Raw genomic sequence first — 13718 nt, 5'->3', positions numbered from 1 at the left:
TTGTCGGTAAGTCGATATATCTAGAAAATCGCTGATATATTTTGAATTGCGCCGATATATTCAAAAAATCGCTGATATAATTTCATATACCGCTAAAACACCCCCAAAAAACTATCTGCATAATTTCAATTACCGCAAAACTCTCCCAGAAAAGAAAAAAAGACGCCACATAGCGTCTTTCCTACGAACGAAACGGAAATACAAGAATAATCGTCGTTCCTTTTCCGAGTGCACTATCAACGGAAATTGTTCCGTTATGAGCATGAACGAGCTGTTTTGTAATGGCTAGGCCAAGTCCAGTTCCAATGTTGCTTTCTTCTGTGTTTGTTCCGCGGTAATATCGTTCAAATAGAAGTTCTTTCGTTTTTTCATCCATTCCTTTTCCGTCATCTGAAATGGAGAGTGTAAAGGAATTAGCGTTTTGTGATAGTTTTACGATGACATTAGTCGTTTCATTATTATGTTTTACCGCGTTTACGAGTAAGTTTTCGATAATACGCTGAAACCATTTTTCTTCAATGAAATATTGAATTTTATTTGAGCTCGGTACGAATTCAATATTTTGATTTTGGAGTGTTGGATTATTAATAAATTGCAATAATACTTTTTGAACGAACTGATTGATTTCAACGTTTACGTGTTGGGCAGGAAGGCTGTTATTTTTTAATTGATACGTTAAGCTTAAATCATCAATTAATGTCGTCATATATTGAGATTTCTCTTTCATAACACTACCAAATTGCTGAATATCACGATCAGTCCAGTTATATTGATTCGATTCGAGTAATAATGCGTAGCCATATATAGAGCTAAGTGGTGTTTTTAAGTCGTGTGTTAGACCGGTAATCCATTCTTCTCGTGTTTGCTGGAGGACTTGCCTCATCGCATCATTTTTTTTGAGTGTAATAGAAAGGTGTTCTAGTGAACTTGTTACATCTCTAAACAAACGGAATGACCATTTTTCTTTACCAGATCGCCGGAACCTGACGGGTTTTCCTTTTTTACTAATAGGTTCTTCATACTTTCCACCAGCGATATTTTTTAGCCAGCGCATCGCATGTAATAACGGTTTTCCGAATTTATTACCGTACCAAATAGAAAGAATGACTAAATAAACAAATACGATAAGAAGGATTAATCCGCATCCGATGAGAAACTTCTTAGTAAATACATCTTCAATTTCGTCATCTGGATAGTAGTGCTCATTTTTTGCAGTTACAACGAGAAGGTTGCCACTATTTGCATCGTAAAAGCTAGACGTGTTTTCTTTATGATTCCACGGTTCTTTTTCATTAAGGGCAATTTGTATTGCTGAAAATGTTTTTTTCTTTCCAGTTGGATAGGAAAAAACCTCTTCGCCATTTTGATTAAATATTTGAAGTGTTGCTTTTTCTTTAGACAGTAACTGTTTTTCTTGATCTGTTAATGCGAACGAATCCATCGTTAAAGAGGAATGCTCCTTTTGAATTGCTGTCAGTAACGCATTGCTTTTTAACATACCACCATAAATAACAAGTGCTTTCTTTTCTTCTAATTCAATTTCCCAATATGTAAATTTATAATTGCTTTCGATATGATGCTGTATATATGCGACTAAAGATGTCTTCGTATAAGCATCCGGAACATCATTTGGTGTATTAAAGTGGTAGAGGATTTTTCCGTTTTCATCTACAACTTGGAGCCAATCATTTTTCTCCTTTATTAAATCTTGCACTTCAGATTGTAACGAAATATGCCCATCTTCTGAAGAGATATATCTTGCAATCATAAAATTATCAGAATCTGGAATGTTCGGTTCGTATGAAGTACTCGTAACAAGAAAAATTAAATACGTGAAAGCCGCTACTACAGCAATCAGTAATGTAACCAAAACAAAAACGTGTTGCATGATAAATTGAATAATAAGTCGTTTATTAAAATTCATATCGTCACCCTACTTTGTAACGAACTTATAACCAAGCCCGCGAACGGTTTTTATATATTCTGGTTTACTTGGATCGTGTTCAATTTTTTCACGTAGTTTTCGAATGTGGACCATAACAGTGTTGTCATCGCCATTATAGGCAGGTGCTCCCCAAACTTTTTCATATATTTCCTCTTTCGAAAATACGTAGTTCGGATTCTCGCAAAAGAAGAGTAGTAGTTGAAAGAGTTGAGCAGAACATTCGACAATGTGCCCATCTACTGTTAGTTCTGCAGAGTGCTGATCAATTTCAAATCTTCCAAATGAAATTGAGTGTGATTTTTGTTCGTGTGGTACGGTTTGTTTCATATGTCTCCGAAGCTGTGCTTTCATACGTGCTACTACTTCTAATGGATTAAATGGTTTCGTAATATAATCATCTGCACCGTATGAAAATCCGGATATTTTATCTAAATCAGATGCTTTTGCTGATAGGAAGAAAATTGGACAATCTGTTTGTTGGCGAATGATTGGACAAATATCAAAACCAGATTGTCCAGGAAGCATTACATCTAAAATAATTAAATCGTAATTGTTTTGCTTAGTTAGAGATAAAGCTATTTCAGCTGATGTTGCAGTTGTAATATGAGAAAAGCCTTCTTTTTCAAGAATGGTAGTTAGTAATTGTAAAATTGCTGTTTCATCATCAACGAGTAAAATATTTGCTTGGTACATAAATATCCCTCCTAATTTTCTCGAATATCATATCATCATTTTGTAACTTATGGAATTTTTAAGGAAATTTTAAGGTTTTCTTTCGCAAAAAATTAAGAATCAAATGATATGATAAAAGTAACATAGGGGAGGAGATGAGTGTGAACCCGTTTCAAGTGATGCGAGCTAGATATTTTTTAATTGTATTTGCACTATTAATTTTAATAGCGAGAAGTAGTGGCGATTTGCTAACAAGTATATTTCATATACAAAATTCTTCTTTTATAAATATCCTTATATTCTATATCCTTCCGATGGTATGGATTTCTTATGAGTATAGAAAGCACCACATTTCATTTTCATTATTTGTTAATAAAAATGAAACATTTAACTTGGTACAAGTTTTATACATTACGGTTATGTTATGCATGTTTAGTTACGGGTATCTTATTTTGTATATGTATAGTTTTGCATGGATTACACCGGACTTTATTATGAACGCCCTGCATGAACCAATTGTAGATAGTACTGGGGGATATGTATCTCAAGTCATTAGGGTCGTATTCATCGCACCAATTATCGGGGAATTTGTTTTTCGCGGATTTTTACTTCAACGTTTTGCAACAAAATGGGGAACGAGCATAGCGACCATCGTTGTAGCAATATTGTTTGCGTTGTTACATGTTGATTTCCTCGGTGCAGCCATATTCAGCATCGTATTGTCAATCGTATATATTCGTACGAAAAGTTTACTCATGCCAATTGCAATACATATGTTAAACAATGCATTTGTAATAGGTGCGTCTTTTCTAATAAGTAGAGAAAAAATTATGAGTTTTGCCGATTTCTCAAATTATACGACATTCTTTCCTGGACTTATTATTTTTATAACAGGATTAAACTTAGTACTTATCTTTTTATTTGTTAATCGCAAATATTGGAGTAAAGAAGTGCCAGTTATATATGCAGAGCAGAAAAAGAGCTTTTCAGATGTAGTCGGGAGTAAATAAGATGAAGAAGACGGTTGAAAAAATATTAAAAGACATTATAGATTCTACGTCTATTACAGATATGTGTGATAGAAGTGTTTGTCATTGGCTTCAACCTGTAGTAGATACGATTGTGTTTCCAGAGTATTACGTATTTTCTAGTACTCATTTAAAAGAAAATATTATTTCTCTTCTTATTGTGTTCGGGGTTTTACTAATATTTGGTCTAATTGTAGAAGAAATGATGAAGCGCATCTTCAAAAAGAATGAAGAGAAGTATATGTGGATTCATAAAGTATTCGAGAAAGTAATGGTGGCTTTCCTTTTGTTTTATGGTATGAAAACAATCATTTACTTTATAGCTTTGAAACATCATTAATTCGAAATTTGAAAGGGATGTATAAAATTATATGAATGAAACGATATCATCAAATAAGTTTTTTTATTTGATTTTACTTAGTCTAGTGTTAATAACGACAGTGAATGTTATTTTGCGCTGGGAGGAAGCTTATTTTTTCATGTATTTAGCGCTCCATTTGCTAGGGATTTTATGTATAAGTGGTGGAGTGGTTACTGAAAAAAAGAATGAAGAAAGCGTTAACTATATGTGTGTGATCGGTCTTGTTTTACTTTTAGCTGTACAGGGTATTATGAAATATAGTTCTTTCTCTTTACAAGATTTTAGTTTATTAATAGATGTACTTCCTTAAAGAGGCTTTTTATTTTATCTAAAAAGCAAGTAGGGTGCGTGTTGGTTTGTAAGTGTGATCCTTATTACGGATTGTGAACCGAAGAAAGTGTTTAAAGATAGGTAAAACTCTTCTTATGTAGAAGAGTTTTTTTATGTAAATAAAAAGATCCAGAGCAATTCACATAATAAGCTTGTTCTAATTTAGCGTGTACGAACTTACAATAATAATAGACAGGCAGCATAGAGGAGGGAATAGCGTGAAGAAGGTTATCGGTTGGTCGCTTTTTTTGTACGTTGGATTTGCGTTACTTATATATTGGTATTTATTTGGATGGAATCATGAACTTATTCCGGACATGTATAAGGGAACGAGTGCAGATCCAGAAACGTTTATGAGTACGAGAGAGCTTACGCTAAGCCAAGATTATTCGCGCGTGAAAAATTTACTATACTTTTTAGCGACGCCTCTTGAATGGATTATTTTATTATTTGTACTTGTGCTAGGTATTTCAAGAAAGTTTGAGAAATGGTCGAAGGAAACGACTAAAATAAGTGTTTTGCAAGTTGCGATTTATTTCTTTTATTTATCATTATTGACAACAGTGCTTGCCTTACCGATGCAATGGATTGGCCGGAAAGTGTCCGTTGATTACGGCATTTCAACACAAAGTACACAAAGCTGGATAAAAGATCATGTTATCGGTTTTTGGGAAAGTTATGCGACTATGTTAATCGTAGTTACCGTTCTATTATGGCTTATCCGTAAATTTCCGAAGAGATGGTGGCTCGCAGGATGGGCGCTCTCTGTTCCATTTACAATCTTTTTAACATTCATACAGCCTGTCGTTATTGATCCACTGTATAACGACTTCTCGACGCTGAAAAATAAAGAATTAGAAACGAAAATTTTAGCGATAGCAGACAAAGCGGACATTCCTGCTAAACACGTATATGAAGTAAATATGTCAGAAAAAACGAATGCATTAAATGCTTACGTAACAGGAATTGGCCCTAACGCCCGTATTGTAATGTGGGATACAACACTTAAGCAGTTAAAAGATAAAGAGATTTTATTTATAATGGCCCATGAAATGGGGCATTATGTTATGAAACATATATATTTTGGCGTTGCAAGTTATGTATTGCTATCGTTTATAGGTATGTTTTTAATTAGTCGTATTATAAATATGTGTATTCGCAAATGGGGAGATACATTGCAAATTTCAAAAGTAGCATGTTTCTCCATTTTACCTTTATTTTTCTTAATTTCTTCTGTCCTCTCTTTTGCAGCACAACCAGCAACAAACTACGTTTCACGTATAGAAGAAAGAGCGGCAGATCAATATGCTTTAAATATGACGAAGGATGGGAAATCTGGTGTGAAAACTTTTCAATATTTATCAAAAACAAGTTTAAGCCAAGTAAATCCGCCTGCGTTAGTAAAATTTTTCTTATACACGCACCCACCAATTTTTGAAAGAATTCATACGTTTGAACAATATGAGAAACAAAGCAAAAAGGAGTAGCATGATAGCTACTTCTTTTTTTATAGAGATATAAGTTTCATATTGGGAATATTTATCATTGCTTTTTATTACGATTTTGTAAATAATAAGCTATAAAATTCTAAAAATCTATATATAAAGGAATAAAGGTGGAAAAATGTATTTTTTACAAAATTTAAAAGTGAAATATAAATTATTAGCGCTTATTTCATTAGCAGTTTTAGGTATGGTAATTATGAGCAGTGTAGCAATTAATTCTATTAATAAGATTAAGCACGATACAGAGGTTGTAGTAGATGATTATCAATATTCTGCAATTTTATTAGAAGGAATGCTTCGTACACAAAATTCATTAGAATATAACTTACTAGAATTAATTACGGCATCACAAAATGAAGTGGCAAATAAAGAGGGGATAATTGATAATATTGAAAAGGATCTTAAAAAATATGATTCTTTATTAAAAGAATATGATGATGGTTTTAATTTAAGTAAGCAAGAGGATGAACTATTTCAGAAGATGAAGAAATCTTTGCCAAGTTATAAAGATACATATAAAAAATTATTTGAAAAGGCGAAGGCAACAAATGAGCCACAAATGGTAAATGAATTTCAGAAGGAATTAAAACCGAAGGGAATAGAGTTAGCTGGTTATGCAGTGGATCTAGAATCGTATGTTTCAAATTTAGCTGACCAAGTATTTAAAGATTCTCAAAAAATGATTGATCGTTCCGTTATTACCTTTATCATTCTTGTAGTAGTTACTACAATCGTTATATGTATAGTAAGTTATATTATTAGCAAGCTCATAGTTGCTCCTTTACAAACGGTTAGTCGTATGATGGAAAGAGCGAAAGAAGGAGATTTAACCGTACATGGTGATTATACTGCTAAGGATGAATTAGGTGTATTAGTAAGTAATTTTAACGAGATGATTGCAGGGCTAAGAACAAATATGCAAGAAGTAGAGAATAATATTCAGCTTTTATTCCAACATGCAGACGGAGTAGTATCTGCATCAGAAGTATCTAGTAGTGCAGCGAAGAAAATCACTATGGATATTGAAGAAGTTGCAAATGGTGCAGAGAGTCAAATGCAAGCAATGGAACAAACTGCGGGTGCGATGGAAGAGTTGACGCAAGGAATGCAGAGTATAGTCAATACATCATCCTCTGTAAATGAATTATCTGCTCAATCAGCATTAGATGCAGAGAGTGGTAACAAATTAATGAAACAAATGATTCAACAGATGGATACAATCCAAAATTCGGTACATAGCGGTGTGAAACAAGTAGAGACTATGAAAGAACAATCAGAAGAAATTGTTAAAATCATTGATGTTATGCAAGGTATTACCTCCCAGATTAACTTATTAGCATTAAACGCCGCAATTGAGGCTGCACGTGCTGGTGAAAGTGGTAGAGGATTTGCAATTGTGGCAGATGAAGTGCGGAAATTAGCAGAACAATCTAGTGATTCTGCAAAACAAATTGAGAATCTTATTACTCAAGTTATGGGAACAACGAACCATACGGTACATATGATGGGGAAAGTAGATAATGAGGTACAGGCAGGTACACAAGTAGTAATGCATACAGAAAAAGTATTTGGAACAATTACAGAAAAAGTACAGCAAGTATCTGAGCAAATTCAAACGGTATCTATGTCTACAGATGAAATTGCAGCGAGTAGTGAGGAAATCTCGGCTTCTGCAGAAGACATGGCTCAAATTTCCCAAAGATCATCTGACCGAACTGATAGGGTAAAAGAGTCTATTCAACAGCAAGAAAAATCTGTTCAAGAGATTTCGGTTTCAATTGAACATATGCATAACGCAGCAGGAAAATTAAAACAAATAGTTGCCCAATTTACTCTTCAAAAGTAGTAGCATATTTGAGTGTTAATAAATATAAAAAAATCATCCTCTTTTAAGAAAAAAGGATGATTTTTTTATCCCGTTATTTGCTGGGCAGTAAGACCCCCACCTCAAAATTCAGCGAAAGCGAGTTATCAGTGAAGGGGGATGCTACCTCTGAAATATAAACCATGAATATAGTAATCTCCATTAGGCATCTCCTTTAGGTGCCAATAAAGGGAAGTTATAAAGTGAAAAGGAGTTTATAAAGAGATTGTAGAATGTTTTAGTATATAACACCTTAGATGTGACAACTTCCTTTTTGAAAAAGAAAGAAGGGGGTATAAAGCAGAAAGGTAGTGGGAATATTTCTTCTAGAAGATTTGCATTTTATCTTACATTCACAAAAAAAATAGTACTCCTGAAACAATGAAGTTCATTTTATTTGAATGAAATAGGGAGAGAGGATAATGAAGAAAAAAATATTGGGTGTAATGATGATTGCGACAATGGCAGGAGGTATATTTGCAGGGGCGAATGTGACACCTGTAAAAGCGGAAGAGTATCCACAAATGATTGTGTTTGAAGATGTTCCATACGGATTTTGGGCATATGATGCTATTATGGATTTAGCGTATCATAAAATTATATTAGGGTATGGAAACGGGAAGTATGGTGTTGGCGATCTTATAACACGTGAACAAGTAGCTGGGACTATTTACAGAACACTTGAGATAAAAGAAGAAGGGCCAGTAGCGAATCCATATAAAGATGTTTCTGATAGTACAACCACTTTTAAAAAGGAAATTTTAGCGTTAACAAAACGTGGTGTTTTTACAGGGGATGGCCAAGGGGATTTTAGGCCGAAAGCACCAATCTCTAGAGCGGAAATGGCTGTCATTTTAAAACGAGCATTTAATTTTGAAACGAAACAAAAACATACATTTAAAGATATTCCAAAAGGTCACTGGGCAGAAGATGCAATTAGTGCGTTACAATCTAATAATGTTGTGAGAGGAACTGGGAATGGCATGTATGAATTAAATCGCCCTGTACCTAGAGAACAATATGCTCAGTTTATTAATAATGCGATTATTAATTATCATTTGAAAGAGGATTGGAAGTAGAGTGAAATATGAAAGCACAAATAGAAAAATTTGTGCTTTTTTGTTTGTTTAAAAAAGAATTATTATTCGTATTTATGTATTTTTATGGTTATAAACAAGCTTTATAATCAACCCGATGAAAAAGACATGATGTGTAATATGATTCACAAAACCGTCACGAAATGTGTCGGAAAATATATTGTCACTATACCATTTATTCTGTATATTTTTAAAAAAACATATACATATTGGGGAGATAATTTGATGAGCAAAAAATTATTAAAAACAGCTACAGCATTAACAATTATGGGTGGGGTGTTATTCTCAGCAGAGAGTAATAGTGTAAAAGCGGAAAGTGCACCGTTGCAAAAAGCAAATACAATTGTATTTAAAGATGTACCAAAAGGACATTGGGCATATGAGGCAATTCATGAATTAGCGGAACAAGAAATAATTTTGGGATATGGCGATGGAATATTCGGTTTTGGGGATAATGTAACACGTGAGCAAGTTGCAGCTTTAATTTACCGTGTGTTTGATATGGAAGAACAAGATGAATATGAAAACCCATATGGAGATATCGATGAAAATTCAACAAGCTTTATTGAGGAGATATTGGCTCTAACGGAAATCGGAATTTTCCAGGGAGACGAGAATGGAAACTTTAGACCGAAGGCGACGTTAACGCGTGCGGAAATGGCACAAGTTCTTACGAATGCTTTTGACCTACAGGCAAAGGGATCTCATAACTTTAATGATGTTTCAGCAAATTCATGGGCAACGAATGCAATTAGTGCAGTACAAACAAATGGTATTACAATGGGAATCGGAGAAGGTAAATTCGGTCCGTCTATGAAGGTAACGAGAGAACAATACGCACAGTTTTTACATAGAGCAATATTGCATGATATGGAACAAGGGCAGTAATAAAGTTTAACTAGTCAAAGTGAAATTCAAAAATAATACAAAAAGGTCGTTGTTGTATAACAGCGGCCTTTTTTGTATGAAATAAAGCGCGAAAGAATGGCGTTTTGAAAAAAAACGAAATGAATTTTCAAAAAAAACTTCCTTTTCTGAAGATTTGTTATATAATATAAAACATGAAATCAAATCTGTTATAAAACAGTTTAAGAAGGGGATGCTAATATGTCGACGCAAACTTCACGGGTTACACTCGTTGGAGAAATGTTACCAGCGTACAGCGAAATATTGACACCTGAGGTGCTTAGTTTTTTGAAGGAACTACATGAGAATTTTAATGAGCGCCGCATAGAACTTTTACAAAAACGTGTAGAAAAACAAAAGAGAATTGATGCAGGGGAGTTTCCGAAGTTTCTAGAAGAAACAAAACACATACGTGAAGCGGATTGGACAATTGCCAAGCTGCCAAAAGACTTAGAGGATCGCCGTGTAGAGATTACTGGACCGGTAGATAGAAAGATGGTCATTAACGCTTTAAATTCAGGAGCGCATCTTTTTATGGCGGATTTTGAAGATTCGAATTCACCAACTTGGGAAAATGCAGTGGAAGGCCAAATCAATTTACGAGATGCAGTAAAGGGAACGATTTCACATGAAAATGATAAAGGGAAAGAATATAGATTAAATGAGAAAACAGCTGTACTCATTGTACGTCCAAGAGGATGGCATTTAGAGGAAAAGCATATGCAAGTTGATGGGAAAAATATGTCGGGTAGCTTAGTAGACTTCGGCTTGTACTTTTTCCATAATGCGAAAACTCTTTTAGCAAAAGGGAGCGGCCCATACTTTTACTTACCGAAAATGGAAAGTTATTTAGAAGCGAGATTATGGAATGATGTATTCGTATTTGCTCAAAAATATATCGGCATTCCAAATGGAACGATTAAAGCAACTGTGTTACTGGAAACGATTCACGCTTCGTTTGAAATGGATGAAATTTTGTATGAGCTAAAAGATCATTCTGCTGGCTTAAACTGCGGAAGATGGGATTATATTTTTAGCTTTTTAAAGAGTTTCCGTAATCATAATAAATTCTTACTACCAGATAGAGCACAAGTCACGATGACGGCGCCATTTATGCGTTCGTATTCTTTGAAAGTAATTCAAACATGTCACCGCCGTAATGCACCAGCAATTGGAGGAATGGCGGCACAAATTCCGATTAAAAATAATCCAGAAGCAAATGAAGCAGCTTTTGAAAAAGTGCGTGCTGATAAGGAACGCGAAGCTTTAGACGGTCATGACGGGACTTGGGTTGCCCACCCTGGACTTGTACCGGTTGCAATGGAAGTGTTTAATCACATTATGAAAACACCAAATCAAATTTTTAGAAAACGTGAAGAAATATGTGTAACAGAAAGTGATTTACTAGAGGTACCGGTGGGAACGATTACAGAAGAGGGCCTTCGCATGAATATTAGCGTAGGTATTCAATATATTGCATCTTGGTTAAGCGGACGGGGAGCAGCACCCATTTATAACTTAATGGAAGATGCGGCAACAGCTGAAATTTCAAGAGCACAAGTATGGCAATGGATTCGTCATGAAGGTGGAAAACTAAATGATGGTCGTAATATTACGCTTGAATTAATGGAAGAATTAAAAGAAGAAGAATTAGCAAAAATAGAAAGAGAGATTGGTAAGGAAGCCTTTAAGAAAGGGAGATTCCAAGAGGCGACAACGTTGTTTACAAATCTCGTTCGAAATGATGAATTCGTACCATTTTTAACATTACCGGGTTATGAAATTTTATAAAAAATGAAAAGGGGATGGAACAAATGAAAAACGAAAGAATCGAGAAGTTACAAGAAAGCTGGGAATTAGATGAGCGTTGGAAAGGGATCACACGTCCATATTCGGCAGAAGATGTAATTCGCCTGCGCGGGTCAATTGATATTGAACATACGTTAGCGCGTCGTGGTGCTGAGAAGCTTTGGACATCGCTTCATACAGAAGACTATATTAACGCACTTGGCGCATTAACAGGAAACCAAGCGATGCAACAAGTAAAAGCTGGGTTAAAAGCGATTTACTTAAGTGGTTGGCAAGTAGCAGCTGATGCAAACCTTTCTGGGCATATGTATCCAGACCAAAGTTTATATCCAGCGAACAGCGTACCTGCTGTAGTAAAACGAATTAATCAAACGCTTCAACGTGCGGATCAAATTCAGCATATGGAAGGAAGCGATGATACAGACTATTTCGTACCGATTGTAGCAGATGCAGAAGCTGGATTTGGTGGGCAATTAAATGTATTCGAACTGATGAAAGGTATGATTGAAGCAGGTGCATCAGGTGTGCATTTTGAAGATCAATTATCTTCAGAGAAAAAATGTGGCCATTTAGGCGGAAAAGTACTACTACCAACGCAAACAGCAGTACGCAATTTAATTTCTGCACGCCTTGCAGCAGATGTAATGGGAGTGCCGACAATTATCGTTGCAAGAACAGATGCGGATGCAGCTGATTTAATTACGAGCGATATTGATCCTGTTGATAAAGCATTTATTACAGGAGAAAGAACACCAGAAGGGTTTTACCGTACGAATGCAGGTCTTGATCAAGCAATTGCGCGCGGTTTAGCGTATGCACCGTACGCAGACCTCGTTTGGTGTGAAACGTCAGAACCAAATTTAGAAGATGCAAAACGATTTGCGGACGCAATTCATAAGGAGCATCCAGGGAAGCTACTTGCATATAACTGCTCACCTTCATTCAACTGGAAACAAAAACTAGATGAAAAAATAATTGCAAGCTTCCAAAAGGAAATCGCATCTTACGGTTACAAGTTCCAATTCGTAACACTTGCTGGATTCCATTCATTAAATTACGGTATGTTTGAACTAGCACGTGGCTATAAAGAGCGCGGCATGGCAGCATACTCTGAACTACAACAAGCAGAATTCGCAGCTGAAAAACATGGCTACTCTGCAACACGTCATCAACGCGAAGTAGGAACAGGCTACTTTGATGAAGTGGCACAAGTGATTACAGGCGGAACTTCATCAACGACAGCGTTAAAAGGATCTACGGAAGAAGCACAGTTTACGAAATAAAAGGAAGGGGCACCTTTTTGAAAGGTGCCCCTTGTTATTTTCTAAACGATTCGAAAAGAGAGATTGAGTTGTCGGCAAAAAACGATACTAACTTTTCTTTATTACTAAATCAACTCCACTCAGCCCTATGATCACGAATAAACTTCATATCTTTCTCATAATGCTCTAGATGTCCTTCATCGATCATTCTTTGGAAATTCAAGTCGCCTTCTTGAGCTTTTCGTTTCATATATGTACATAACCCTTCTAATCGAAGCAACACCATTCCTAAGTAATCTTCATCCATATTTTTATCATAGGACTGAACGAACAAATTCACTCTCTCTTTAATACGATCTGCATGTTGCGATGAGTCATAATGAACGGCTTCACCGGATTCAGTATAATACACTCTACTTAAAGGCACACAAGTATAGAGTGTATAAGCGATATCCCATAGTCTTGGACCAGGAGCAGCAACATCGAAATCAATAATCCCTACTGGCTTCTCATTATTAAAAATAATGTTATATATGGCAAAATCATTGTGACATAAAACCTCAATGTTATTTGGAGTATGATCCATCGGTTTCCAATCATCTAATAACGGAAAATCACTTACAGCATCATGGTAAAGGCGGAGCATCTTTGCTATTTCTTTTAATACATCATTAGATCGCATATATTCTTTTAAAGGATAATTGCCAGCTTCTCCTTCAATAAAGGATAAAATCTCTCTATCCTTTTCATCTACACCTAAAAACTTTGGAGCATAATGAAATCCTTTGTTTTCTAAATGTTGCAATAGCTTATGAATCTTTTCACTGCCTGGCTTTAACTCTCGCCGAACAGTATTTTCAGAACGATATACGCTTGAGACGTTTCCCCCTGTTAGCCTTTCTTCTTTAGCGTAGTTTGACATGTGAAAATTCCCCCTGT

Annotated in this window: 12 protein-coding genes; 9 read left to right on the top strand and 3 right to left on the bottom strand. The window is 35.3% G+C overall.

Annotated features, from left to right (window positions below; genetic code table 11):
• Positions 1-181: 181 nt before the first annotated feature.
• Together AU379_RS21670 and AU379_RS21665 are read right to left on the bottom strand one after the other, a co-directional pair.
• Positions 182-1924 (bottom strand): HAMP domain-containing sensor histidine kinase, encoded by a 1743-nt coding sequence (locus AU379_RS21670; RefSeq protein ID WP_061139707.1) that lies wholly within the window; start codon positions 1922-1924, stop codon positions 182-184.
• Between the two features lie 9 nt (positions 1925-1933).
• Positions 1934-2638 (bottom strand): response regulator transcription factor, encoded by a 705-nt coding sequence (locus tag AU379_RS21665; RefSeq protein ID WP_029442109.1) that lies wholly within the window; start codon positions 2636-2638, stop codon positions 1934-1936.
• A gap of 140 nt (positions 2639-2778) precedes the next feature.
• Between AU379_RS21665 and AU379_RS21660 the strand changes: the two genes are divergently transcribed.
• The 9 genes from AU379_RS21660 (at position 2779) to aceA (ending at position 12800) form a co-directional block, all read left to right on the top strand.
• Positions 2779-3627, top strand: coding sequence for a type II CAAX endopeptidase family protein (locus AU379_RS21660; RefSeq protein ID WP_001067986.1), 849 nt, complete (start codon positions 2779-2781; stop codon positions 3625-3627).
• 1 nt (position 3628) lies between these two features.
• Positions 3629-3985, top strand: coding sequence for a hypothetical protein (locus tag AU379_RS21655; protein WP_030023820.1), 357 nt, complete (start codon positions 3629-3631; stop codon positions 3983-3985).
• A 31-nt stretch (positions 3986-4016) separates the two neighbouring features.
• Positions 4017-4316 carry a DUF2101 family protein gene (locus tag AU379_RS21650; protein WP_001006050.1) on the top strand — a complete coding sequence of 100 codons (300 nt, stop codon included), beginning with the start codon at positions 4017-4019 and terminating at the stop codon, positions 4314-4316.
• Between the two features lie 238 nt (positions 4317-4554).
• The gene (locus tag AU379_RS21645; protein ID WP_000755729.1) at positions 4555-5823 is read left to right on the top strand and encodes a M48 family metallopeptidase; all 1269 of its coding nucleotides are present in this window, start codon (positions 4555-4557) and stop codon (positions 5821-5823) included.
• Between the two features lie 136 nt (positions 5824-5959).
• Entirely contained in the window at positions 5960-7687 is a 1728-nt protein-coding gene (locus AU379_RS21640; protein ID WP_000273774.1) for a methyl-accepting chemotaxis protein, read from the top strand.
• A 440-nt stretch (positions 7688-8127) separates the two neighbouring features.
• Positions 8128-8784 carry an S-layer homology domain-containing protein gene (locus AU379_RS21635; protein WP_000727094.1) on the top strand — a complete coding sequence of 219 codons (657 nt, stop codon included), beginning with the start codon at positions 8128-8130 and terminating at the stop codon, positions 8782-8784.
• A gap of 138 nt (positions 8785-8922) precedes the next feature.
• Positions 8923-9690 (top strand): S-layer homology domain-containing protein, encoded by a 768-nt coding sequence (locus AU379_RS21630; protein ID WP_114159535.1) that lies wholly within the window; start codon positions 8923-8925, stop codon positions 9688-9690.
• Positions 9691-9909: 219 nt separating this feature from the next.
• Positions 9910-11499 carry a malate synthase A gene (gene aceB, locus AU379_RS21625; protein ID WP_025967002.1) on the top strand — a complete coding sequence of 530 codons (1590 nt, stop codon included), beginning with the start codon at positions 9910-9912 and terminating at the stop codon, positions 11497-11499.
• Between the two features lie 23 nt (positions 11500-11522).
• The gene (gene aceA, locus AU379_RS21620; protein WP_082769983.1) at positions 11523-12800 is read left to right on the top strand and encodes an isocitrate lyase; all 1278 of its coding nucleotides are present in this window, start codon (positions 11523-11525) and stop codon (positions 12798-12800) included.
• A 109-nt stretch (positions 12801-12909) separates the two neighbouring features.
• Here aceA and AU379_RS21615 read toward each other — a convergent pair whose 3' ends face one another.
• The gene (locus tag AU379_RS21615) at positions 12910-13701 is read right to left on the bottom strand and encodes a phosphotransferase (protein WP_000073794.1); all 792 of its coding nucleotides are present in this window, start codon (positions 13699-13701) and stop codon (positions 12910-12912) included.
• Positions 13702-13718 lie beyond the last annotated feature (17 nt).

The sequence above is a fragment of the Bacillus sp. JH7 genome, from assembly GCF_001563515.1.
In the GTDB taxonomy this organism is placed as follows: Bacteria; Bacillota; Bacilli; order Bacillales; family Bacillaceae_G; genus Bacillus_A; species Bacillus_A cereus.
This window is presented reverse-complemented; position numbering and strand designations above follow the sequence as displayed.